This window comes from Mesobacillus boroniphilus, from assembly GCF_018424685.1.
GTDB classification, from domain to species: Bacteria; Bacillota; Bacilli; order Bacillales; family Cytobacillaceae; genus Mesobacillus; species Mesobacillus boroniphilus_A.
The window spans coordinates 213,112-239,305 of record NZ_QTKX01000003.1 but is presented as its reverse complement, the minus strand read 5'-3'; the positions used below and the strand labels follow the sequence as shown (position 1 = coordinate 239,305).

Annotated in this window: 18 protein-coding genes and 2 pseudogenes; 5 read left to right on the top strand and 15 right to left on the bottom strand. The window is 39.6% G+C overall.

What is annotated here, in order from left to right; genetic code table 11:
- Positions 1-199: 199 nt before the first annotated feature.
- The 6 genes and pseudogenes from DYI25_RS18525 to DYI25_RS18500 form a co-directional block, all read right to left on the bottom strand.
- The gene (locus DYI25_RS18525; RefSeq protein WP_213371724.1) at positions 200-895 is read right to left on the bottom strand and encodes an MAE_28990/MAE_18760 family HEPN-like nuclease; all 696 of its coding nucleotides are present in this window, start codon (positions 893-895) and stop codon (positions 200-202) included.
- Positions 892-1,998, bottom strand: a complete 1,107-nt coding sequence (locus DYI25_RS18520) for a DUF262 domain-containing protein (RefSeq protein ID WP_213371722.1) — start codon at positions 1,996-1,998, stop codon at positions 892-894. The genes DYI25_RS18525 and DYI25_RS18520 overlap by 4 nt, the downstream gene beginning before the upstream one ends.
- Before the next feature lie 1,018 nt (positions 1,999-3,016).
- Positions 3,017-4,687 carry an Eco57I restriction-modification methylase domain-containing protein gene (locus tag DYI25_RS18515; protein WP_213371720.1) on the bottom strand — a complete coding sequence of 557 codons (1,671 nt, stop codon included), beginning with the start codon at positions 4,685-4,687 and terminating at the stop codon, positions 3,017-3,019.
- A gap of 131 nt (positions 4,688-4,818) precedes the next feature.
- The gene (locus tag DYI25_RS18510) at positions 4,819-6,003 is read right to left on the bottom strand and encodes a phospholipase D family protein (protein ID WP_213371718.1); all 1,185 of its coding nucleotides are present in this window, start codon (positions 6,001-6,003) and stop codon (positions 4,819-4,821) included.
- Positions 6,004-6,753: 750 nt separating this feature from the next.
- Entirely contained in the window at positions 6,754-7,716 is a 963-nt protein-coding gene (locus DYI25_RS18505; protein ID WP_213371716.1) for an ornithine cyclodeaminase family protein, read from the bottom strand.
- A gap of 37 nt (positions 7,717-7,753) precedes the next feature.
- Positions 7,754-9,063, bottom strand: a pseudogene (locus DYI25_RS18500) (MFS transporter).
- Between the two features lie 140 nt (positions 9,064-9,203).
- Between DYI25_RS18500 and DYI25_RS18495 the strand changes: the two are divergent.
- On the top strand, positions 9,204-9,692 hold the full coding sequence (locus DYI25_RS18495; protein ID WP_213371714.1) for a helix-turn-helix domain-containing protein: 489 nt from the start codon (positions 9,204-9,206) through the stop codon (positions 9,690-9,692).
- A 272-nt stretch (positions 9,693-9,964) separates the two neighbouring features.
- On the opposite strand, the gene DYI25_RS18490 is transcribed toward DYI25_RS18495, so the two are convergent.
- The gene (locus tag DYI25_RS18490) at positions 9,965-10,585 is read right to left on the bottom strand and encodes an NAD(P)-dependent oxidoreductase (RefSeq protein WP_213371712.1); all 621 of its coding nucleotides are present in this window, start codon (positions 10,583-10,585) and stop codon (positions 9,965-9,967) included.
- 620 nt (positions 10,586-11,205) lie between these two features.
- Between DYI25_RS18490 and DYI25_RS18485 the strand changes: the two genes are divergently transcribed.
- On the top strand, positions 11,206-11,718 hold the full coding sequence (locus DYI25_RS18485) for a GNAT family N-acetyltransferase (RefSeq protein ID WP_213371710.1): 513 nt from the start codon (positions 11,206-11,208) through the stop codon (positions 11,716-11,718).
- 198 nt (positions 11,719-11,916) lie between these two features.
- A complete protein-coding gene (locus tag DYI25_RS18480; RefSeq protein WP_213371708.1) occupies positions 11,917-12,111 on the top strand; it encodes a hypothetical protein in 195 nt (64 codons plus the stop codon).
- A 361-nt stretch (positions 12,112-12,472) separates the two neighbouring features.
- On the opposite strand, the gene DYI25_RS18475 is transcribed toward DYI25_RS18480, so the two are convergent.
- Positions 12,473-13,648, bottom strand: a complete 1,176-nt coding sequence (locus tag DYI25_RS18475) for a molybdopterin-dependent oxidoreductase (protein WP_213371706.1) — start codon at positions 13,646-13,648, stop codon at positions 12,473-12,475.
- A gap of 460 nt (positions 13,649-14,108) precedes the next feature.
- Positions 14,109-14,939: an MBL fold metallo-hydrolase gene (locus DYI25_RS18470; protein ID WP_213371703.1), complete on the bottom strand. Its 831-nt coding sequence runs from the start codon at positions 14,937-14,939 to the stop codon at positions 14,109-14,111.
- Positions 14,940-15,306: 367 nt separating this feature from the next.
- Here DYI25_RS18470 and DYI25_RS18465 point away from each other — a divergent pair, with 367 nt between their 5' ends.
- On the top strand, positions 15,307-16,128 hold the full coding sequence (locus tag DYI25_RS18465; RefSeq protein WP_213371701.1) for an STAS domain-containing protein: 822 nt from the start codon (positions 15,307-15,309) through the stop codon (positions 16,126-16,128).
- Between the two features lie 413 nt (positions 16,129-16,541).
- Here the strand turns inward: DYI25_RS18465 and DYI25_RS18460 are convergent, their stop codons facing one another.
- From DYI25_RS18460 to DYI25_RS18450, 3 genes and pseudogenes are all read right to left on the bottom strand, one after another.
- Positions 16,542-19,757 carry a M36 family metallopeptidase gene (locus DYI25_RS18460; protein WP_213371699.1) on the bottom strand — a complete coding sequence of 1,072 codons (3,216 nt, stop codon included), beginning with the start codon at positions 19,755-19,757 and terminating at the stop codon, positions 16,542-16,544.
- Positions 19,758-20,040: 283 nt separating this feature from the next.
- On the bottom strand, positions 20,041-20,535 hold the full coding sequence (locus tag DYI25_RS18455) for an NUDIX hydrolase (protein ID WP_249745579.1): 495 nt from the start codon (positions 20,533-20,535) through the stop codon (positions 20,041-20,043).
- Between the two features lie 147 nt (positions 20,536-20,682).
- A pseudogene (locus tag DYI25_RS18450) lies at positions 20,683-21,108 on the bottom strand (AraC family transcriptional regulator); the annotation flags it as partial.
- A gap of 573 nt (positions 21,109-21,681) precedes the next feature.
- Here DYI25_RS18450 and DYI25_RS18445 point away from each other — a divergent pair.
- Positions 21,682-22,956 (top strand): MFS transporter, encoded by a 1,275-nt coding sequence (locus DYI25_RS18445; protein WP_213371695.1) that lies wholly within the window; start codon positions 21,682-21,684, stop codon positions 22,954-22,956.
- Between the two features lie 584 nt (positions 22,957-23,540).
- Here DYI25_RS18445 and DYI25_RS18440 read toward each other — a convergent pair.
- The 3 genes from DYI25_RS18440 to DYI25_RS18430 all read right to left on the bottom strand — a co-directional run bounded on the left by DYI25_RS18440 (position 23,541) and on the right by DYI25_RS18430 (position 26,170).
- Complete coding sequence (locus DYI25_RS18440; protein WP_213371693.1) at positions 23,541-24,098, bottom strand: thioredoxin family protein; 558 nt, start codon at positions 24,096-24,098, stop codon at positions 23,541-23,543.
- Between the two features lie 93 nt (positions 24,099-24,191).
- Positions 24,192-24,431 carry a hypothetical protein gene (locus tag DYI25_RS18435; RefSeq protein WP_213371691.1) on the bottom strand — a complete coding sequence of 80 codons (240 nt, stop codon included), beginning with the start codon at positions 24,429-24,431 and terminating at the stop codon, positions 24,192-24,194.
- A 311-nt stretch (positions 24,432-24,742) separates the two neighbouring features.
- The gene (locus DYI25_RS18430; RefSeq protein ID WP_213371689.1) at positions 24,743-26,170 is read right to left on the bottom strand and encodes a glycoside hydrolase family 1 protein; all 1,428 of its coding nucleotides are present in this window, start codon (positions 26,168-26,170) and stop codon (positions 24,743-24,745) included.
- Positions 26,171-26,194 lie beyond the last annotated feature (24 nt).

The window sequence follows — 26,194 nt, the reverse complement described above, 5'->3', positions numbered from 1 at the left end:
ATGGCGGTTTTGTGAACAATCAGATAGGAATTCTTAGGGTGAAATTGACTAATTCGGACAAAAAAATACGATAAGCAGGGTGAACTGCTTATCGTTTCTCTTTAGATTTATTTAATCCAACTCTGCAATTATGTTAAATACAAACTTATAATTGCTAGTTCAATCTCAGGCACGTTTTACAACTTAACATTTTTAAATTTCACTCTACTACAGAAGGTGGTTTCAAATAAAGTTTATGAGATGCCGCATCCATGATTTGTTCTTTGAAGTGTTCTATTAAATCAAGAATTTCTTTATAAAGGGTTTCGAATTGGTCCTTAGCTTTTTTATCAGCATCCTGCAATCTATTATCTACCAATTCTAAATATTCACCATGTGCGATTTTATTTCTATCATCTACCATCATATCTTTTATATAATTTTTTTTTAATTCGTACTTTGTTTTGTCAAACCCCAGACTAAAAAGAATATCTTCTAAAACCTTATAATTTAAATTTGCCTCTGTATCCACAATTAGTTTCTTCATAACATCTACTTTAAATATTTTTCCCGAGTGGTTAAAAAGAGACTGAGTAACTCTATGATGTGCTATGGATTTATTTGATTCCCTTGCATCAACAATAGTAGATTTGAAGAATAAAGTAATAAAATTATCCGTCATATCCTGACACTCTATCTCTTGAAAGTTTAAATAATTTAAATATTCCCTTGCACCTGTTTTAATAAATCCTTCCCAATGTGAATATAAAATGGTTATTCCAACTCTAATGAATGTATTAAGCACTGTACCTTCTGAAACATCTATATTTGACTTTAAAGTTGTTAGTTCTCTTTTTCTCCAAGCTAAATTTTTATCAAGTTTATCTTGGAGTCTTTCCAAATGCTCTGTACTCATTGTCCAAAGATATTCCTTCCTAAACTAGTTAATTCTTTTATCCTAATAATAGGGCGGCTACTAGCAGAAATTATCGATAAAAATGGACCTGAACTATAAATATTTTTTATAATTGTAGCAATCTCATCGGAATCTTTAGCGGATATATTATCAATATTTTCACTTAGTCCAGCAATAATCGTTTCAAAAGATGCTAATGAAAAAGCTCCTCTGAACTTTCCCTTATCATGATCATATTTTCTGAAACTATCTTCTGAAAGAATGTTGTCTAGATAGTGAAAAGTTTTAGTGAATACCTGTTCTTCTTCTTCATAATTTATAACCTTGTTTTCGATTAACCTAATAACTTCATCAGTTATGAAATCCGCCATATCCTCTGATCCTTTAATATCCTCAAAGTTTGCATGACGACAAACCAAATACCTCATAAAAATTTCCATATCATATTGCTCTAAATATTGTTTTTCAGTCAGTGGAATACAATTTTGAAAATTTTGATTTTCCTTCAATTTTGCTGCCCACAAGTAAAAATCCCTATCAACCATAATAAGCAAACAATTTCGGACCTCTTGAGGCTCTAGTTTAGTACCGCCTGTATTAATCCTTTGAAAAAGCTCATACTTGGCATCTTTATCGCTGGCTTTCTTTATTATTTTAATATCAAGCTTAGATCTTTTAAAATCTATTCTCTGTTCTGAAGTAAATGAATTATCAGGACTAGCAGTATCAAGCCATACCTTATTCCCAAGAGAAGGCAAGAACTTTGTTCCAAATAACTTCAATGGCCCTTTTTCTCTTCCAGGATGCACTTTTAACTCTCCAACAAATTCCATTATGGTAGACAACCTTTGTAATCCGTCAATAACATCCCATACTCCATCATCACGTTGAGAAACAAAAATCGGAGGAATAGGAATACCTAAAAGGATTGACTCTATTAGTTTAGTTTTTTGCAAATCGGTCCACCTGAAAAACCGTTGGAACTCTGGATTAATAACAAGTTCTTCATCTTTATACATATTTATTAATTCTCCAATTGACATTGGATACCCATCCGCTTGTATTTCCTTTGCTTTCTTGTTGATCTCTTCTTTTAATGACATTTTAAACCACCATCCTTCTACAATTTTTAAAAATAACAAATATACCTAAAATTATACAATAAAGGGAGATTAGATTAAAAATAATGATGACTTCAAAAAGTTAATTAATTGCTTACTTCTCAATACTTAGATTTTTATTAACTTCAACTTTTGCAGAATAAAAATTGGAAAATAAATTAATGAATATAACTGGACAGGCCTTCACCTACCTTCAATCTCAGTAAAAGCAAAGGTTATACTATTGTAATAAGAAAGCAGTACTTTATCCCTGTCAATATCTTTTTAAATCGTATCCTATGCATGGTATCAGTACACACCGCATCAATACTATTTAGTACAAACTTAGGAATTTATTATTTCTTTTTAAAAAGAAAGCGTCTGAAACCCATACAGAAGGAATGTGGAACTAATTCTGCCGAATGCTACACTTATACCCAATATGCATATTTTTCTTCGCCAATAGTTAACACAGGTGGAATTGGAAGCTCATCAACAAATCTTTCAATTGCACTTGGAATTTTCACTGCTAAACATTGGGATTCTACTCAGGACAATTATTTGTTTCAGAGGCTCCAGAATATTCAAATTAATGAAACCTTCCTTGTTCGAAGGCTTCATTAATTTGAAGCAATTGCATCTATATTAAAATTAGACAAGCTGGTGAAGGCGATTGTTTATAAAACCTTAAAATGTGTGAATACCATATCTCGCCTGGAATAATAGAGTTGCGAACGCGGAGATGGCTCTTTTGTTTCAGAAATTAAACTTTTTTTGGAGAGAATGCTAAGGTGTTCAAGATTCATGAATCGGACTAAATAAAGAAGCCCCGACATTAAGTCAGAGCTTCCCTCCATCGTTAACTAAGCATCTTAAAATCCTAATAACAATTCATTTTATAAAAGGAAGCATAAAATCACTCCATGCTGCCAGCTTGCTCAAAGTAGATGCACTTCATCGGTTGAGAAAAAAATGAAAGATTAGGATACGTCTCTTGCTCAAAGATCTATACATAAATTAATTAAATTTCGTTTATAATCGTAGTAACCCCTCTGCTTAAACGGCGGTTCTTTAGACGGTGCCAAACTCCTCTGAGACTATTGACAGTTTCTCTCGTATAACCCATTCGCTCTATGAGTAATACCTCATCAATTAAATTTAAAGCTTCCTCAATATTTCTTTCTTCACGAATTGTTTGATTTAGAAAATTAAATAACATATCCACTATCTCATCTTCTATGACTAAATCAAAAATGTTAGGAATACGAACATTTTCTAACTCTCTAGGTAAGATCTCTAAGACTCCACCACCGTAACTTCTAGCCTCTAATTCTGTAAAGGCAAAGGCAATGCTATTGTAATATGATAATACAGCTTTTTTAGGACTCACACCCATATTAAATGCCACCCGGTGCATGGTATCAGTACTTACTGCATGATTTTGATTTAAGACAAATTTAGGATAGTGATAGTTCCTTCTTAAAAAGAAAGCATCAGGCTCCCAGATAGACGGTATAGCATACCACCTTTGTCTAATCCTGCATTTATAGCCAAGGTTCTCACCATTTACTTCTCCTTGTCTTATATAATCCCTTTGTCCCTCCGTTAATTGTTCTTCTTGTACTTGGTTAAAGTCTAATAAATATGTTCTTGATCCACTTTCGATATTGTATTGCCAATCATCATTATCAAAAGTGACACCTGGAATATTTACACTTCTTGCAATTAACGGCTTAGAAATATTTAGAAGGTCATAGCTTACAGCTGTTTTATGGTCAACACAGAAAAACTTATTATTTCCTGTAGTAATACCAACATCTACTTCTGCTATGTCCGCGAATCGAATGGTGTTTCTATTATTAATTACTTCCTGAACTACTCTATTTTCTTCTGTTGTCAAAAAGTACTTTGTCCACTTCACTGTATTCATATCAATCGGTTGAAATCGATTAACTCTATTCACGGTAGTGAAGTTATTCACTAAGTCTTCAACATCAGTAAATTCAAGTATTTTCATGACATGGCTACCCTGATGGCCGGTTCTTTTTCTACCTAATAACACTACAACTTCTTGTTCTACATCTTGAAATACAAGTTCTTCAAAAGTAATAATTGTAATTTCATTTAATTCTCTCATTAAATACATTCTTAATTGCTCTGAGTACTTTACTTGTAATAGTTCAGCTGGAATAACAAACCCTATTTTAGAATCATTATCCATAACACTTACCGCTGCGACTACAAATGCAACCCATGCGTTTATTAATTTATTTGCATTCATTCCACTCATATTCAAGATATTAGATTGAATATCACGCTGTTCCGGAGTTAAGTACTGGTAACGAATATATGGGGGATTCCCCATAATAAATTGAAATTTTTCATTTCTAGCTACAAGTTCAATATATGATTCATAAAAATCGGATACGACGATATTAAATCTCTCATCTAGAATGAGTCGATTTTGAGCTATTAATGCTTCTTCCTCAAATATTTCTATAGCTGAACAATTGAAATTCATATCAATATGACGCAGCGCTTCTAAAAATACCCCATCCCCACAGCTTGGCTCCAAAATATTATTAATATCAATATTTGAGGTACCCCATTGTACGATAAATTCAGCTAAATCATATGGTGTGTAATATCTACCTGCAAGTTTTTCAGCTGATGCATCTTGTCTCAATCTCATTTTATTATCACCTTCCTCGATTCTAACACATTTTCAACTAATTTATTATTAAATGTTAAGGGAACGTATGTTCTTATTATAACATAAAAAAACCTGTACACCTACGCAGAATGTACAGGTTTTCTATTTTTTTATTCTTCCGCTTCAATCTTAATCAAAAATTTACCAGAATTATTTTTGTCTTTATATAAGGTCATAATTTCATCTAGTAAATGCCGCTTAGCTACCAAAGGTTTGGCGTTACCCCATAGTAAATGAGTCATTGGCTGCTTTTGAAAATAAGTTTTTGTATCAGTACGAGGGTCATGTTTTACCACCAAATCATAGCCTTTTATAAAAACACCGTCGATTAAGAAATCAAAATGAGCCTTAGCATAAAGGAAATGAGCTTTTTTACCTATTCCCGGAGTCCATTCTAAATCCCCAAAAGCTTCATTATAAAAGTATGTTTGTTGGTCGATGTCGTAGACACCCTTTTTTAATAACATAGAACCTGTGGTGTTTGTAGCTTCATTTGAAGGTATATTAAGATCACGTTCTGTAAGTTCCTTACTTCGCCAAATCTCTTCAAAGTTTAACAGATTGTAATCATTTTGACTTTCATTAGGAACAGCCAATACATAGTTTTCTTCTTTTTTAGCTGATTTATAAGCTTTTTTGCCTTCAACTTTCTCTATAAAGGTTTTCATCGGAGGAACTTCGTAAGTTGCTAAATTCGGTTTTGAAGTACCTTTTACTGTCCTAGGCACTGTTTTCTTTTCATCTAGTAAAATACCATTTGTCAATAATTCCTTTGCCATATGAACATCGGTAATTTCATAAACATTCCTTGGGTAATCTTTTTTAAGAATCTCTAATTGATCAAGACACTGCTGAAAGTATTCCATGTCGTTCTCATTCTTCAAATCACATTTTACTAAAGTACCTGATTCAATATTCGTAACAAGTCCGCCACGAGTTAAGTTACCGCTGCCAGTTAGGATAAGGGCTTCTTCTTTATTACTGGCAGTATAGGTTTTTTCGTGAAAAATTTTAGCCGCACTACCAGTGTCGATACCATATACTTTTGCTCCAAGCGTAAGCAATTTCGCAATTGCTTGGTAGGTTGTTACTCCATTCCTTACCCCAATGAATACTTCTATTTTTCCACCTAGTTCCTTGAGAAATTCTTCAATTAAATCTACACCGCTTTCTGTAGCGAATGCGGAAGCGAATGTAAAATTGTTATACTTTTTCGAAGACAACAAGGAAACTAATTCTTTTCGATAATTCCATTCACCCGAGATACCCTGAGTAAACTTCTGTAGAATAGCCATTTAAAAACCTCCTAAATTTGTTAAAAACAGGATAACAATTCTACAGTTATTTGTCAACATTTACACTGTTGCGATACTAAAATCTCAAAATAACGCCTCTAAAATTAGTGTAATATTAAAATCATTAACGTTAACTGATTAGAATGACGCAAAATAATTCTACAGTAATATTGATTCTACATATTTATATACCTGTAGAATATTGAAGCAAAAAAATTGTTTTAGTATTTTTAAAATTACCATATAGTTCCCCACGGTCCATTGACCATCTGTTTAGCTAATAAAAGAAACCCCAACACCAAGTCAGGGCTCCCTCATCATTTTCCAAGACAGCGGACGGTTTTACCGTCCCAAAAATAACATATTTTTACTTACTTCGAGACAACGGAATCGTCCCTTATTGATAAATGTAATAAACAATTTTGTTAAATTAAATCATTCAGCACACATTATGGTATTGAAATGGGACACAGGGACGGTTCTGCGTCTCATTCTGAAATAGAAATAAAGGAGTAAGAATTGGCTTTCTAGTTCTTCTTCTAAAAGATGAGTGTTTTTAACTATCAGGACAGAGGATTTAGAATTATTGAAATTTCTAATATTATGTAATCGAAAGTTAGAAAACTCCCATTTCTAAAAAACATAGAAGAAAATCCGAAGATTCTCCCATCAAAAGGTTTATAAAGTTTTTGGGGCCAGGAACTCTTTCCCCTTACCCCAAAAAACAGTACTGGGGATCTACAGAAAAACCTACTCCCCATTATTCAACTCACTAGCCTTCTTAAAAACCCCTTTTGCCACAGCCAAATCAAAATGAGCCGCTCCAACTGATTTAAAAATAGTAATATCCTCAATTCCACGCTCAACGGGATTCATTTGAAGTTCAGCCAACGTCCCCGAAAGCTGATCAAACGACCATTTCCCTCTTCCCACCGCATCAATGAATTCTCCAGCTTCGGCTTTCATCCCCTCATAATCATCCGCATAAATCAATTCTGCTTTTTCAATCGCACCCAACGGTATTTCACGCATCTCTGGTAAGTAACTCCCTACTCCGATGATATGTGTCCCTGCTTTTACATAATCAGCATCAAATACTTCTTCCGTTGACCGGGTCGCGCAGCAAATGACATCGGACTGTGCGACGGCTTCGTTGCGGTCGACTCCGGTATGTATTTTAGCGGTAATACCTGCCTCTTTGAGCTTTTCGCCGAATGTGTATGTCTTATCGATGGAACGGTTGATTAAGTAGATGTCTTGAATCGGCAGGACGTTCACTATTCCAAGTACTTGCTCGAACGCCATTCCGCCTGTGCCAATGACGGTCAGCACTTGGCTGTCTGGCCTGGCGAGGTGGCGGGCTGAGATGGCACTTAATGCGCCGGTTCTCAATCGTGTCAAATAGGAAGCGGACAATAAGCTTATATGTCTTCCTGTTTGTAGTTCTGTGAGTAAAATGGCTCCTTGTGTGGTTGGAAGATCTACTGAGCTGTTATCAGGAAAAATCGAGACAATTTTGGTCGCTGCCATGGATGTTCCATCCGAGCTTGGCATATAGAGAACAGATCCTTTGCGTTCAGGAACATTCAGGACTGTCCGATGGGGATTTTCAACACGCCCTTCGTGAATCGCCACCAACATCGCTTCGACATCTCGAATGGCATCTTCGATTTTATAGATGGATTGGATCAGTTGTTCGTTCAGTATAAGCATGTATAATCTCTCCTTCTTATGTAAAAACTCGGCCAAATTATTTGGCCGAGCTAATTTTACCAGTAATCACAGTTGGTTCAACGCGGCTTTTCACTGCCCAGATGGCAATCAGTGATACCACTGCAGTGAACATGATGTAGAGTGCAACTGGGACGTAGGAATTATCGAATGCTGCGAGCAGCGCTGTGGCAACGAGCGGCGCTGTACCGCCAGCGACTGCGGCCCCGATTTGATAACCTAGTGAGACACCAGTATAGCGAACCTTGGCATCAAAGATTTCCGAGAACATCGTTCCAAGTACTGCCGTAATCGGAGCCCAAATGATCCCCAGGCCGATGATCGTCGCCAAAACCAGCATGAGTACACTGCCTTGATGGATCATCCAGAAGTATGGGAAAGCAAAAGCCATCATTGCTATTGTACCGACGATATACATTTTCTTACGGCCAACGCGGTCTGACAGACTTCCCATGATTGGAATAAGGATCGTCGTAATGACGGTTGACACCATGACGGAACCTAACACAGCGGAGCGGCTGAATCCTAGAGTACTTGTCGCATAGGAAACTATGAACGTACTGAAAATATAGAATGGAGCTGTCTCCACCACTTTCGCACCGATGGTGATCAGCACTTCTTTCCAGTAATAGCGAAGGGTATCAGCGATTGGCAGCTTTGGAATTTCGCCTTTTTGCTGAACTTCCTTGAATTCCGGTGTCTCATCGATTCCTTTTCGGATCCATAAACCAAAGACCACGAGCAATGCACTGAAGATGAATGGCACGCGCCAGCCCCATGACATGAATTGCTGCTCAGGCAATAAGCTCATGAGCCAAAGAGCGAGTGTACCCATCACCATACCGATCGTCACACCCATTTGCGGAATCGAACCGAAGAATCCTCTGCGTTCTGCTGGAGCATACTCAGTTGCAAGCAACAAAGCTCCTCCCCATTCCCCGCCGATTCCAAGTCCCTGGATCAGACGAAGGGTGATCAAAATGATCGGTGCAGCTACACCGATAGCTTGATATGTTGGCAAGATACCCATTGCAAAAGTTGCAGCACCCATTAAGCTCAATGTTAAAACGAGTGTTTTTTTCCTGCCGATTCGATCCCCGATATGACTAAAAATAATTCCTCCGAATGGCCGGATAAAAAACGAAAGTGCAAACGATGCATAAGCTAAAAGCAATCCTACTGTTGGATCCTCGTTGACAAAGAATAATTGATTAAATACAAGGGCGGCCATTGTTCCATACAAGAAATAGTCAGAAACCATTCAATGGAACTGCCAACGAGGCTGGCGATTAATACACGATAAGTTGTTTTCTTATCTAACTGTTGCATTTTCTCTTCCTCCTTTTTTAAAATTGAAGTGACACTTCAATAATTAGATTTTAGATAATAGTTAATTTTCTGTCAACAATGTTCAAATTGACACAATCTTCATCTAAGTTAAAAATGGTAAATAGGAAGGTGGGAGTTTTATGATCGGTGTACGACTGAAAGAAATCCGTAAAGAGAAAAAAATGACATTGAAAGAACTTTCGGAAGGAGCAGGTGTTTCCATAAGCTTTCTTTCACAAGTAGAGCGCGGAAAGTCCAGCGTCACACTAGAGTCCCTTCGTAAAATATCCGAAGTTCTTGGCGTCAATCCAAGTACCTTTTTTCCAAGTAATAATGAACCGATGAGTGAACGTTCATTTCATTATAAAGACCTGACACAGCAAGTCCCAAATCCAGAATTCCATCCGATACTCGTCACTCTCCCAGCAAACCAAAGCGACGGACAACCATTTGCACATAGCGGACATGAATTTGTCTATGTAATAGAAGGAACTTTAACCCTGCAAGTAGGTACAAAGATGATCGAACTCCAACAAGGAGAATCCTGGTTCTTTTCAGCCAGCGAAACGCATTATTGGTACAACCATACAGATCAGACGATACGGTTCTTGGTTGTGTCGTCAAGGTAGGACGATTTCGCGCGTGCACATCACAATGCCGCTGTCTCACCATCGGGACAGCGGTCTCCTTGTCTCCATCCCGTTATTTATGTATGTCACCTTAACCTCTTTCTAGATGCAAAAAAAGAGGGTTATCCCCCCTTTACTCACTATTGAACATTTGTGCTATCTTAATAGCCTGCAGCTTTTTTAGAGCATTGCTTATGGATGTAACAATTGTTGAGGCGCATCACCTTCCCCATGTCTCATTTGACAGCAAACAATAATGGAAGAGAATATTCTTAGTAGGCGATTCCTACACGTGATTTTAAATAATTGTTACTTTCAATCTGCTTATATGTAAATTCTGCTGTATCCGAAACGTATATTTTCTCTCCAGCCACCGGCAAAAAATCACGCTCCACCCGATATTCACCTATACTTTCTCCATCCGGTAAATACGTAGGACATACAATAGTCCATTCAAGTGATGATTGTTTAAGTATCTCGTAAACTTTATGATGTTCCTCTGCAGCACGGGTTGATTTACGCTTTGATTCGCTTGACTGATAACGGAGTAAAGTTGGCGTAGTCCTACTTTGTAAGATTCCTGCAGTTCCTATAGTGATAATTCTTTGTATACCCTCGTTTTCCATTGCTTTTATAATTAGTGGCATGCTTTCTGATAGAGTGGTTGTGCCATCAGTATTTAGTGCACTAATGACTACATCAATCCCGTGCATTGCACTTACAATATCCTTTTCATTTAAAACATTCCCTTGAATAATGTTTAAATTTTCACTTTTTATTTGAATTTTCTCTGGAGTGCGAACTAATGCCGTAACATGGTGTCTATCCTGAAGAGCATAAGTTACTATTTGACTTCCAACTCGTCCAGTTGCACCCAAAATTAATATATTCAAAAATAGAATCCTCCTTTTTTCTCTTACAGATTTAACACTACACAATAAATACCATTTGTTGAATACAAGATAACAGCACTTTTAAACTCCTGCACCTTATTAATATGAAAATTCAATAAGGAGCGGCCTAAATCCTTTAAAGTAAGAATGCCTCAATAAATGAAAAGGACCAAATCGCCGGCATAGCAATCCGAACACGTAACCTTTAATGAAGCAGTTATTTTCCTATCCATCATCCAGTTCGGCTTGTGACTTTGTTTTTTTGGCCAAATGAAATAACTCGCTGTGATGGCTGTGCCACTAGCAAGGAAAAGTCCTCATATTTTCAAAGCTGCGAAAAGGCTCTCCGTCCTCGTTGGATCACTGATCAGGTAAATAATCAATCCAATTATACTTCCACCAATTAAAAGACAGCATAATGCCTGAGCAGGTTCTTCCTTTCGTTCCGTGAGACAATCGATGAGATACAGGGACGGTTTGGTAGGTATGGCATTACAAACTGCAGAATAAACAGGATGAAACTCTATAATTGTCCCCTTCTCTAAAAATCTACTCGAAAACTTCCTATAATGATAAGATGGTGCTACACTGGATTATTTTTTAGAAATGAGGTAGGGCATGTGCTTGTATTTGAAACAGAACGTTTGAAAATCCGCTGGCTAGAAGTCAGTGACCGAGAGTTTATTTTTAAATTGCTGAATGAACCAGGATGGCTAAAATACATTGGAGATAAAGGCATTCGGTCGCTTGAGGATGCTAAGAATTATATTTTGACCGGGCCAAGAAAAATGTACGAACGATTTGGGTTCGGCCTTTTTGTGGTTGAACTAAAAGAGAGTCAACTACCGGTTGGTTTATGCGGCTTGATTAAACGGGATGGGCTAGAGGATGTCGATATTGGATATGCCTTCCTTGCCGAATATCAATCAAGAGGATATGCCATTGAATCAGCAAAAGGAACATTGGAATATGCCCGTAAACTAGGTTTGGAACGAATCGTTGCCATTACAACCAAAGACAATGCTTCCTCCTCAAAACTCCTTGAAAAGCTTGGTATGACTTTTGAAGGATACGTGACTCTTCCTCAAGACGATGAGGAACTTCAGCTCTATGCTATAAACGCAGCAAAATAATGATTTTGGGACGCCCCCTTTGCTCTTTTTCATATTTTAGCTTATTGGAGATGCATTGAGCTATTTACTTAACAGATGCATAAGGCCGATTAATAGCTTGTTTTATCCACTTGTGGTAATATTTAGATAACGGGCGGAACGGCCCGCCTTAATGGGTTTGGGTATTGGGAAGCTCAACTCATTAAGGAGGAATGTACAATGGCAAATTTATTGGACGTATTGAAGATTGTTGGTGGATACTTGGTTTTGGTGTTTATTCTTTGGTGCACACAAGGGTACGCAGGTATATGGGTGGACCTGCCTGCTGACTATGGCGCTAAAATGCTTGATTGGGTGGTGTTCTCACTGCTCTTTAGGCATATAGACAACATTACCAAAAACCCCTGGCAGTGATGCTAGGGGTTAACCCCCACCCAAATGTTCAAAGTGGGAGAGTGAAAAATGTCAGCAAATAGGGAAAGCGCAACTACTTATCCCTTTATTGCGATTTAATCACATGGCAATAGCCAGTCCAGCAAAAATTTTTGATCGCCTAAATTTCCTTGTATCCCCCCTTAATGAGGAAAGCCGCTCTTAACAGAGCGGCTTTTTTGTATTCCTCCATTTATTTATCGCTTCCACAGGAAGCAGAGAGTCATACCTTTTGCTCCCAAAAACAATTGCGAAAAAAAGAGCAAAAGGTCCGTCACCCTTGCTCCCTGTTTGTTTTTTCTACAGCTCCATCTTTCTGTACAAGATTAGGTCAAGTTGTCACTTATGATCCTACCCATGCATCGGTATCATATCCCCTCACTTGCCAGTAGCCTTCGTGTACATGATCGATAGCTTCGATTCTGACAAGCCATTTCACAGATTTATAGGCATACATTTTGGGAACAATCAGCCGGACGGGGCCTCCATAATCTGACGGGATCAGCTCTCCATCCATGAGCACAGCGACCATGACATCATCCAAGGCTGCCTGTTCAAGGGACAATGAGTCCGTATAGACACCGTCGCCCGAGTAAAATTTTAGATGGGAGGCGTTCTCTTTCAGCTTTACCTTCTTCATGAGATCTTTCAGCAGGATGCCTTCATACGTGACATGAAGCACGGACCATCCCGTAACGCAGTGAAAATCACTGACCTGGACTGTTCTCTTCAATTTGACGAATTCTTCCCATGACAACGACGCTGGTTCATCAACGAGTCCATCCATCGTAAAATTCCAATTTTCATTCGTAAAAACCGGTGTCTCCGTTACTGTATAAACACGGAATTTCCCTTCATAGCCTCCACCAATGGGAGGGGAGGATTGGGTGGCGGGAATTGGCAGGGGCGAGAGCTCATTTGTGCTGTTCAGCGCCACCTCCTGCAGTGTCGATCCCCCATCATCCATCACTTGTTTAAGCCATTTATAAATAGATGGACCCAAAAAGATCGCAAGCAAAGTGACAATGCCGTATTTGAAAAATCCTCTGCGGCTGAAGGCATATAGTTCTTTCTTTTTTTCTTGCAGTAGATCTGATCTTTTCCTAAACCATCCTGACCTAGTCACTGAGTGGAAAAGGAGGACCGGCAGACCAATCCAGGTGAATACATCATGTACGATCAATGAAGTCTGAACGATTTCTTCAGGCAGACTCCTTTGAAAGGTGAGTACCATACCGCTAATAATCCAGCCGATGATCAATCCAATAACCATCGCAAGGTTCCGTTTCTTCCCTTGTTGTTTTTTTATGACTTTGTAGTGGAAAGCGAAATAGCGGAAATAAACCAGAAGGAAGGCAACAGTTGCAAAACCGATCCAAATATGGGCATCCTTCAACATGACACGGTATGAAGCCAATGGCCCCCTTAATGAAGGAATGAAAAGCAAGATGCCACTTATGAACAAAAATAAGGTAGCCCATCCATTCAGTTGGTGAAGTCTTTTTAATCTATACCACATTTCGCTGCACCCACCTCACGTTTATTCAGAAGCATTAACCTGAACGTCTTCCAGTTCCGAAAACACCTTTTACATCGACTGCCCCCTTGGTGCTGAACAAGAGGCAGGGGTCGGTTTCCATGTGCCATTCTGGAACGAATATAATAATGATGAGAGAAACCTTTTGTTTACATCTGCTTAAGTCTTTGAACAACAAGACCATTTAAAATACCATTCAAACAGGACGGGCATTATAGATAAATCGCACCAACATCCACATGATCCATGTTCCAATAATCTATAATTATAGACTACTAGCATTAGTATATTCTAATTTCAATGGGCTAGAATGGTACGATGAGATGCAGAGGGACATACCTTTTGCCTCCAAAGTAATTACGAAAAAAGGAGCATAAGGTCCGTCCCCTTGCTCCCATTGAGCGCTTGGTTTTACCAACCAGGCGTTATTTCAGATGATCATTTAGTTGTTTATATGAACGAACTTTCCCTCCAAAGCCTCAATATACCTCTTAGCGGAATTTTGAACAGACTGATGGGCATCTTCCTTAATGACACGATGAAATGCATTATATAGTCTGTCAAAATTTAGAACGCTGACTTTAGCTGCCATCTCCTGAACCTTGTTAGCTGGCAATGGAATAAGGTTTGGATAACTATACATGAAACTTACCCATTGTCGATCGGCCACTATTTGAATGATATCGCCAGTAAGAAGTACCCCTTGCTTGTTCAAATCATTTCCCCAGTGTAAAACACTTCCCCCATGAAAATGACCACCCAAACGATGCAATGTTACACCCGCATCAAGCTCCAGAGAATCACCAGACCAGAATATGATCCTGTCACTCGGCCTAGTGACCCACTGGCGATCTGCTTCGTGGATATAAATGCTTGCTCCGAATCGTTCAGCCCATTCAACCTGTGTCGAATAATAATGCGGATGGGATAATGCGATTGCATCGATTCCTCCTAGAGAATGTATTTCATTTTCTGTTTTTTCGTCCAGGTAGGTGATGCAGTCCCATAACAAGTTGAACCCTTCATTCCGAACTAAATAGGCTGTCTGCCCAATAGCAAACGAAGGTGTAGTGGTAAGGCTGTACAGTCCTTCCTCTTCTTGGACAATGGTATTTTTATATTTCCCTGATTCTACAAGCTGTTGAAGCGTTGTCCATGATTGTCCATCCGGATGGATATACTGCCTTTCGTCAGCGCAAATCGAGCAGGTTTCAGGAGCATGAGCAGAATGGGAAAATTGGACACCGCAAGTATTACATATATAATGGTTCATCTTGAACACCTTCCTATGACTTTTCTTATCTTTATTATAAGAAAACCATTGAACGATCTCTTCGGAAGGATGGTGTAACCTATCTACAACTTTTGGCTGAGATTTTTATTTTTCTTTATCGGATTTTTTTAATTAAATTAATCAAAAGAACAAAGCATTTCACGTACCTTAATGCTCCCAAAATTAAACCGGTGAAAAAAAACACTGAGTACACCCCTGTGCTCTCACCCAACGGCATTTGGTTCATTTTTCCTAACTTTTGGGAATTCAAAAAACATTCGCATTTTTTTAGGTAAATAGGTTTATAAAACCGTCTAACAGGGTAGCTAATATCGGTTGTAAAGTTATTACTTCGGGGGTATAAAAGTTGAATAACATAAATGATTTAAGAGAAGAAATCAATAATTACTTTAACTCCAGTGGACAAATATTTGAAGAGAATCTCCTCTCTCAAGCTGTAAATGTTTCTGGGAAAATCACTGAGATTTTAGAAAAGGGGAACATTGATCTATTAAAAAATGCCAGGAAATTAATTTTCTACATAATCAATCAAAATGAGAAGGATTTAATCGCCTTTGCGGAGGAAGAGGGAATTGCATGGGCAGGACATTCATTGACTCTGTCATTAAAATTGGAATGGGTTCAAGCGATCAGGAGAACTTTTTGGCAGATAATTGGTGAAATTGATGAAGATAAGAATCTGACTGATGGAAAAAAGGATTTTTATGTAATGGAAGAATTCATCAACGAACAAATAGACCAGTTTCTTAACAGCTTCTTTCTCAGCTACTCAACATATAAAGATCAAATGCTCCATAAGCAAAGAGAGATGGTTGAACATTTGTCTGTCCCAATCATTCCAGTAAGTGAGACTGTTTCTGTTCTACCTCTAATTGGGACAATAGACTCCTTTAGAATTAGAATCATTGAAGAGAAAGTTTTAAACGAAATAGCCAACACAAGGTTCCAAAATTTAGTGATCGACCTATCAGGTGTAGCCATGATGGATCCGGATGTTATTGATTACTTTCAAAAGATTTTGACTGGAGTGGCCATGATGGGCTGCAAAGCCATCCTAACCGGGCTCCGACCGGATCTAGTAAGAAAAATGGTCCATGGCGGAATACTTTTTGAAAACGATACGGAAACAAGAGGGACCCTTAAAGAGACATTAAAAAATTACCTTTAATTGCAGGAAAAGAACATTGGATGGTCTTTTTCTTTTATTTTGACATTATTGAGTTTTCTTTAACACACTAACGCACCGGGGGTCTGACCCCCGGTGCGTTAGTGTGTTAATTCTTTACATTACTTTAGTACGGAAGGTTTTTGATAACGGTCATATAGCTCATTCAATGCCCTACGAAGGCCTGTCGGATCGATTCCCCACCCCAGTCACTTGCCTTCAGGAACGGATTCTTCACACCGCCGAGACCTAGGAACCGTTCCGTACTGAGAATATAGACAGTTCGTCACTTTAAATTTTTCACAATTCCAGACTGAAAAACCGTTCTCTTGTTTCACGATCAAATGTACCAGCAGCAATAAAGCAAGGGTGCCCAAAAGTTAACACCTTTGGACACCCTCGTTTTAGAGATATCTTTAATAAGGACTCACCGCTGTAAACGTAAACGGTACATTTGCTCCTGAATATAATCCAACATACACATAGCGTGTGCCGCCTGGAATGACTCCTGCTTCGTTCGCCCCAGAAGTCGCGACACTCCCAATCAGTTCAAAATTCTTATTATAGAAGTAGACATCGTAGTCATACGATCCGTCATTGCTTCCCTTTAGTGTGAAGTTATGGATTCCATCGCCATATTGCTCTGGAAGGGTCACCACATATCCATCTGCACCTTGAGATGCCGGCTCTGGATTTTGGGTCGTCACGAACTCATTTTCTGTGACGGCCAGTGTCGCCGGCACACCTGCCAGACTTCCAATTCCTGTTCCTGCATTCCCTGCCTGCACAGTGCCTTCCACAACAAACGGTTCTTCTGGTTCTAGCTCAAGAGGTTCAATCTTTGATTTTTGCTCAGAGAAGGCTTGAACTTCTGCTACTTGAACAAAGCCTTTTGTATTGTCCTGTGTATCATGTGCGATAAATTTAAGGTATTTTGCCTCCACTGTTTGTGGAAGATCAATCCCCTGGTAATGAAGGTCAGCTACCGTTGGCCTTGGCTTTCCTGCTTCAAATTTTCCTTTCCAGACGGTTGTGAAGTTTTCACCATCAATTGACGTTTGCAAACTGAAGTTTTTCAGTGTGGCAAATCGTGAACCGGAAATGTCCTTCATGGCACTTACTTGAACATGAGAAATTTCAACTGGTTCATCTCCTGCCAGATCAACGATGAAGTCCGCACCAAGGAACCCATTTTCCTGCGTATTTGAAGCGAACACACTTGCTTCTGTGTCGTCAATCGCAAACTTAACCGGGTTGCTGTCCGATGATCCGGATACGCTAGAAATCGATGCTCCGTTAAAAGATGAGGCAACGTTTGGTCCAATTGTAAAGGTCAATCGGTTCTTCTCCCCTGCTTTGATAGCAACATCACGAATGGTTCTCGATCCAAAACCTTTTGCCTGAATCGTAATATCATAGATTCCTTCTACAATATAAGCCCCGAAGTCGCCCTTTTGGCCCGATACCGCCACTGGACTTGTTCTTGCTTCGAAATCACCAATGATGATTCGTGCATCCTGGATCGGTTTATTTGTAGCAGCGTTAACCACCTTTCCAATCAACTGGCCATTTCGCTGTCCATCTGGATGGTTGAATCCTGGAACTGGTTCTGTATCGTCTCCGCCTTTGGATAATGCATTTGCTCCTAACCCGCGCTGTGCGAATGCAGTCCATAAAGCATCATAGTGCTTTCCATCGTAGCGTTCAAAATCCGCGGCAAGTATCGCCGTTCTCATGTCTTCCATCGATGGGTTCGGAACAGAGATTGGCATGGCATCCATCACAAGATGCTCGATGACTGATTCTGCTTCCGTTTTTCCAACTCTATCAATTAATGTATCTCTGACATGCCATAAAATAGCTGCCCAAATGTCGCCGTCAGAGTGAACCTCTGGCCCGCCAACATCATAGCCAATATCTCCATAGTTGTAAGGCGCCTCATCAAGTGAATAACTGCGGATTCCTCGTTCAGCATTCCCAGTCACATAGGCTCCGACAACCGGCTTTTCTTGAAGGCCTTTTTTCGCCAGATAGTGCATTCCAAAGAAGTCGCCCCAGCCTTCGCCCATGGAACCTGACTGGTGGCTGCCGAGTGCTTCTCCGCCTGCTACGAAACGATTTGTCAGCGCATGGGCATATTCATGATAAATAATCCCGGCATCGAAATCCCCATCTGCATACTGTCCCTCAAATGCCCCTGGTATTGGTTCCCAAAGGAACATTCCGCTCCACGCCGGAATCCCGTCAGGCAGCGTCAGCATGTAGGCGTTATCTCGTCCCGTATACGTTGGCGCACCGCCTGACAGCGCCCCTGCCTGGACAAGACCTAAGATTGCATCGCCGTCCATTCCGCCTTTTCCGTAGTTTGTAAGCTGAAGGTTCCCGGCTGCTTCTGTCCATCCAAGGTTGTAAAAATAGTCGTGGAATAGATTATGATGATAGAACAAGTTCGTCGCTGCACTGTTTAAATCCTCTGCATAGGATGGCGGTGTCGTTTGCCCGTTTGTTTTTTGCCACGCGTTTTTAAATAAGTAGCTAAAATCGCCGTCTAACGCAAGCGGACGAACAGCCTGATCCGCCGGGACTAAAAAGTTGCTCCAGTTCGCATACGAGTTGGCGTTGTTTCCAAATGTCGTCAATCCCAAGCTTGTGCCCGGAATCAGCCAGCCTTTTGGTGACGCCTTTGGATCCCCTTTAAACGACTTCACAACCTGAGTTCCGCCAGCAGATGCACCAGGATAGTTCTCAAAAATGAGTCCTTCTGTCTCTAATAGAGTGTCAACGAGGGAGCGTTGGTATAAAAGCTTGCCATTTGCTGCATCGATCACCATTTCGAAGCCTTCATTCAGCTCCTTGATGAAAAGCACACGATAAGCTGGCCGGACACCGTCCTTCGTAATAAACGTTGCTTTCTTTACACGCTGCTCAGCCGGCAGCACATCTCCTCCGGCAAATACTGACCAGCCTTTTTCCTCATTTAGCAGCTTTGGAACAAAGCTTACGTCTGGCAATTGCAGCTCAACTGCCTTGTTTAAGGCATCTGCTTCTGAAAGCTGGAAGTCTGCAATCAAGCCTGTTGCGCGGCTAAGGTTTCCTGCTGCGGAAAGAATCTGGCCCTCTTTGTTGACCGCGATGATCACTCGTCCTCCGTAAGCCGACTCAATTCCATCAAAGGTTTGCTGCAAAGTGACTGGACGAAGCCCTGTTCCCGGCATTTCAAAATTTTTGCTTACGATAAATGAGTCAATGTCTGAGGACTGAAGCCCAAATAGCGCTGCATTTTGCTTTAACCAGTTGCGCGCAATCGTCTCAGCGCTTTCATTAGAAGGAGCTGTCAAATATCCCTGTTCCTTGATAATGGTCGATGGGGTTCCAAACACGGTGTTCCATTTAATCTTCGTTCCTGCCCCAACTGATTTTACTAGTGTATTAGCGGCATCAAGCTGTTCCTGTGTCGGCAGAACACTGTTTACCACATTTCGGACATCATACAGATGGGACTCATGATCCTCATGGATTCCCTCTGCGGTCACCGGGCCAGTTACTTGATTAGCATTGATTCCGCTTGTGAGCAAAACCTGACCGGCAAGCAGTGTCGTACATACAGCTGTCACGAGCTTTCGTTTTTTCATCTACCTAAAACCCTCCTTGAAAAATCTTATTTCAAGGAAAGAATACGTGAGCCTCATTCGTTTTACCTCTGCTGCAAGGGCAAAATACATACTATAGGTCATTAAAATACTACTAAGACACTATGGAGGATAGGACTTGTAGATAGGACTTGTAGATAGGACCGGGGACGATTCTCAAAATCTGCATATTCGCGGAGTTTAAAAAAGAGATAAGCAGATTGCTTATCTCAACTGGCCGAATTTGCATATATACGGAACCTTAAAATTTATCTTTCACGGTGCACTAGAACGGTCCCAAGTTCCTTACTACTGTTAAAACTGTATGTTCTATATCGTTGAGGTCTTCCAACTTTTGTAACTGAGGAACAACAAACTCGGGTACTATTTTGTACTTATCAAGTTCATTGATCTCAATCCATTTGTGAATATATCCGTCTTCCTCTCCTTTGAACTCATCTTTATTGTTAACTAATTCATGATCTTCGGGAATTTCCACAAGGTAATGCATACCTAATTCCTGAATTTTTTTATTCCCAGCCTCTAAAAAATACTCCACTACCCAGCAGAGTTTCATATGATCTACCTTTAAGTTAAACTCTTCCATTAACTCTCTTTTTAATGTCACTTCTGTTGACTCAAAATATTCAACTCTTCCTCCTGGCAAAAACCAATTTTCACTATTAACTGACCTTTGAAATAAGACCCTACCATTAATTTTTATAATGGCTGCAGATCTTAAATGAAAGCTTCTATCTTTATCAATTGAGAACTTGATCATCAATTTCATTTTCACCCTTTAGCTTCTAAATTTAATATAAAGAGATTCTCAAAACTACTATTCTCTAAAAAAATAAATACCCCTTCTTTCACCTTCGTACAATGCAAAAATGTCACCATTGACTGGTGACACTCTATAATTATTGCTTTAAGATTTTCCCTTTTTAACAGGTATAAATAAATCAACTCTGCATTTCCCTTCTGGATCCTCAGAAGGGTTATTCAAATTGAATTCGAGGTTATTTCTTTGATAATCGGCTTCATAATCGCTATTTGGCAGCCATTCGCCAAATATGTATTGATAAGCGGAATTTAGCTTTTCAGGTTTTTCATAAAAGGCATACAGGGCGTATTGCCCGCCTTCCAACTTCCTGAACTTCATGTCTTTATGGTTATCTTTATTAAATCCCTCAGGTAATGTAACGCAGGCATCGTGACGACAATCCTTGCTTTCCACTTGATCCGGATTATCTAATGATATCCCGATAAAAGACTGCTGGGGCGTGTATAGTCCATTACCAGTCGCCCAATAGATCAGCTTTCCCCAGTGTTCCTGGGGCTCAAAGTATCTCCCCTAAAGCGTCAGCATTAGCACTTTCTTGACAGCTTTGGGCTCTGCAACCTGAAAGCTGTCACAATTATCGCGTTTTCTTGACAGCTTTGGGCTCTGTAACCTGAAACCTGTCACAATAACTGCTTTTTCTTGACAGCTTTGGGCTCTGCAACCTGAAACCTGTCACAATAACTGCTTTTTCTTGACAGCTTTGGGCTTTGCACCCTGAAAGCTGTCACAATTGCCGCTTTTTCTTGACAGCTTTGGGCTTTGCACCCTGAAAGCTGTCACAATTGCCGCTTTTTCTTGACAGCTTTGGGCTCTGTAACCTGAAAGCTGTCACAATTACCGCGTTTTCTTGACAGCTTTGGGCTCTGCAACCTGAAAGCTGTCACAATTACCGCTTTTTCTTGACAGCTTTGGGCTGTGGAAGCATAGGGACGTACCTTCTGCTCCTAAATGAATCAGTTGAAAAGAAACCCTTTTGTCGCCATTTCCGATAAAAAGAGAACGTAAGGAAGCTCTCAGTAAGTTATCATTACCAGTGCTGAATTTCCATATATATAGTGTAAAAGCTAACGGGAGTAGAAATCATTGGACCAACAAAATAGCAGGTTTCGGTGGGTTGTATTTGTTTCCGTATTGTTAACTTACTTATTAATGTCGAGCCAACGAACAGCTCCGGGATTGATTACAGAGCAGGTGATGAAGGATTTTCATGTAACAGCAACAACGATTGGGTTACTGACGAGTATGCAATTCTTTGTTTATACTAGTTTGCAAATTCCAATGGGGATTTTAGCTGATCGGTTTGGGCCGAATTTTTTTCTCATTATAGGTGCAATCATTACTGGGTTAGGCACGATCATTTATAGTCTTGGAACACATGAGTTTGTCTTGTTTTTTGCCAGGATACTTACGGGAATTGGAGATGCGACTATTTGGGTCAATTTGGTATTGATTTTAAGCCAATGGTTTAAAGTAAAGGAGTTTGTTAGATTAATTGGGGTTGCGGGAATGACGGGAAGTCTTGGATTCCTTCTCGCGACCGTTCCTTTCTCCGCTTGGATTGACTTACTTGGCTGGAGGGCAGCCTTTTTTTCTGCGGGCATAGCCTTATGTTTATCAGGAATTCTTCTTTATATTGTACTGGTAAAGAAACCAAGACAACTCTTTCATAATGAATCGGTAGCTGTAAAAGATGAAATTCAACGTCAAAACATTTCGGTGTTACTGAAAAGAATCGTTTTGAATCGGCAGGCGTGGGCTTTATTCTTCTGTCATTTTGGGGTTGTTGGCGGCTATGTGGGCTTTATTAGTTCATGGGCAGTGCCCTATGGGATGAATATGTATGATATGACTCGATCAGATGCCAGTCAACTTATAATGGTTGGTCTTATAGGGGCACTTATAGGAGCCCCGCTAACCAGTTGGATTTCAAGTCGTCTTGAAACAATTAAGCGTCCTTATGTAATTGTTCATTTTATTATTTTGACAAGCTGGTCTGCTTTCCTTTTATTTAAAGGGAATCCGCCATTCTTCATTCTCATTACGCTTTTCTTTATCATCGGCTTTGGATTTGGAGCAAGTGCCTTAACTTTTGCTGTCGTTCGTCAATCCTTTCCTATTAGGGAATCTGGCTTTGTATCTGGTTTTGCGAATACTGGTGGATTTCTAAGTGCTGTTTTACTGCCAGGGTTTTTCGGAAAAGTATTGGATCATTTTCATTCTGTTTCAGGCAGTATGACTGAAGGCTATTTTTATGGATTCATCATTCCAGTCATCTTTTCTCTAATTGGCTTGTTTGGAGTGATGTCTATTAAGGAAATGCGTCAGCCTGAGTCGGCAGAACAAGAATCCTCCCTCTAAAATAAGGAGATGCATACTTTTTTTGTCGAGACACAGGGACGGTTCTCGCGTCGCATGTGGGAACCGAAATAAAGAGTAGAGCCATAATTATTCTTGTTTGTCACATAAAATGGACAAAACTCATTTTAGACTGTGCCCAAGATTACAATTCACGCGGCACCTGAACCTTCCCTATGTCTCACGCTTATCAACCGATCCGTTTTAGTGTGCATATCGAATAAATGACAGAAAATGGCGTGTAAACTGACACCAGTTCTGACACGCCATTTTTTCATTAGAGCAATAATCTGATTTTTACAGATTAAGATTATTGTTTTTAAACTTAGATACAACTGTTATCAACAATAGAACTAAAGTAATCAGAAGAAAAAGAACTGTTCCTAGAAAGCTAAATATCGCAAATGAAGTGACACTATCCATATCGCTCGTGTTTTCCGCTAAAGCCCCTGTTACCTGCCAAGTTATAAAGCAAATCACAAATAACACAATGGATGCCAATAGATATTTATTTTTCGTTATCATAAAAATCACCTTTTCATTACCATAAGGATACTCTTCGTTGTTTCCCTATCCTGCCCCTTTATTCACTTCAAAATAGCTAATATCGTCTCTTTGAAACTATCATAAACATCTGACCACAGAACCGGATCCTCTGTATACCTTTTTCTTAAAGAACCAAAGGCTTCTTTTTGTTTCTCCGCAAAGGAAGGATCCTCTTTTGGTGGCAACACAGCACGAACTTCATCAACGATTTGCTGAGCTTTGGGTGCACGAGGTCCCCACTTTCCAAGTAAATCTCCTTGATTATTAAAGATTAAAATCATTGGAATGGCACGTCCACCGTTTGTTAAGTGACGATCAATCAAATCTGTATCTGCATCTCGTAATGCGACGCGCATTTCAATATTGGCAGCTTCAGCTAATTTGCGAATAACAGGATTAATCATCATGGCATCTCCACACCAATCTTCGGTAATCGTTAGGAAATGAAGTTGATTTTGTTTTAACTTTTCAGCAAATCCATCTGCAGGGAGTTGAAATTGTTCATAAACAGCAAAACTTTCCTCTTTTAATGTGCCCATTTCATCCATATAAGCTTGAATTGATTTTCCCTCTTCAAAATACTGTTGTTCTGTTTTCATCTAAATTCCTCCGTTTTTCTATGTGTCAAATCCGTATGGTTATGTAACGCAGGCATCCTGAAGGCAGCCCTGCTTTCAACTTGATCCAGATTATTAATTGATGGGTAATTCTTCTTTCTCCCCAAACCCAGATGAGCGGTAAGCGGAGTCTGTTATGAGTTCATATATAAAAACGTGACGTTTATAATAGAAGTTCACTCTCCAGCTTAAACCAGCTAAGGATACAATCCGATAATCTTTATATAAAGCATATAAAGAATACCCATCTTTCCTCATTTCCTCTAGTAATTCCAGATATGTCTTTTGAGTCAGCTCAGTACGTAACTGATTCATAATGGGAAAAGCTTCTAACCATTGTTATTTATCCGTTAATTCTTGTAGTGTTTCTCCCGCAGAGTTCACATTTACACCCTCTAAAAAGTTTTATTTTAATTATATTCCATTTTAAACTCATAAATCCTTCTTGGAGTAAACCACAGCGACTGCTCTCGCGTCTCATTCGGTAATTGAAATTAAAGAAGTGTTGATGGAGTGTAGGACATCTCCCATTTCCACGAATCACCCTAAAAAAAGAAGCGCAAAGCTAACCCGCTTCACGCTCCTCCCCTTTATTCAAACAGGAAACCTGAGTCTCCCTGTATCTCTTACAGCTTTTCCCCATTACTGCTAATTACATCTTTATACCAATAGAATGATTTCTTTCTGCTTCTTTCCAATGTTCCGCTTCCATCGTCATGTTTGTCGACATAGATGAATCCGTATCGCTTGGAATATTCTCCAGATGAGGCGCTTACTAAGTCGATGCAGCCCCAGGATGTATATCCAATGAGATCTACACCATCTTCAACGGCTTCTCCCATTGCTTTAATATGGTCACGCAGATAATCAATACGATAATCGTCGTTGATGCTTCCATCTTCTTCAACCTTATCGTAGGCGCCTAATCCATTTTCAACGACCATCAGCGGTTTTTGATAACGGTCGTATAATTCATTCAGTGCTACACGAAGGCCCGTCGGATCGATCTCCCATCCCCAGTCACTTGCCTTCAGGAATGGATTTTTTACACCACCAATCAGGTTTCCTTCTCCAACCTCTTCTGGTGTTTTCTGCTTTTTCTCTGTTCTTGACATGTAGTAGCTAAATGAAATGAAGTCTACCGTTCCTTCTTTGATGGTCTCTAAATCACCTTCGTGCATCTCAATCTTAATATCGTTTTCTTTGAAATAACGATTAATGAACGTTGGATATTCTCCGCGAACCTGTACATCTCCACAGAAGAAATTAAAGATTCTACCATCTTCCAAAGCATGCATTACATTTTCAGGATTGGAATCGTATGAATAAGTTGGTGCGTATATCAGCATGTTGCCAATCTGTGATCCAGGGATGATTTGATGCCCTAGTTTTACAGCAATTGCACTTGCGACAAATTGATGGTGCAGTCCCTGGAAGCTTTCCTGAAGACGTGATTCCTCACTGGTTGCTGAGAATCCCAGACCAAACAGCGGGAAGTGTGTGGCACCATTGATTTCATTAAATGTGAGCCAATATTTCACTTTATCTTTATAGCGGTTAAAAATAACTGTTACATAACGCTCGAAGAACTCAATCAGTTTACGGTTTTTCCATCCACCATATTCTTTAATCAAATGCAATGGCGTTTCATAGTGCGCAATTGTCACCAATGGCTCGATTCCGTATTTATGGAGTTCATCAAATACTCGATCGTAGAAAGCCAGTCCTTCTTCATTTGGTTCAAGCTCATCACCATTAGGGAAAATACGGCTCCACGCAATACTCATACGGAACACTTTAAAGCCCATTTCCGCAAACAGAGCAATATCTTCTTTATAACGGTGGTAGAAGTCAATCGCCTCATGGTTTGGATAAGTAAACTTTTCTGTGTCCATTTCAAAATCAAATCCCGGCTGCGAAAGAAGCTTAAGACGAGATTTTCCTCCAGGTAAAACATCTGCAAGGTTAAGACCTTTTCCACCTTCTTGAGATGCGCCTTCTAATTGATTGGCAGCTGTCGCACCGCCCCATAAAAAGTTCTCAGGAAAATTCATAGTAATTACCTCCAAGTTTTTTAT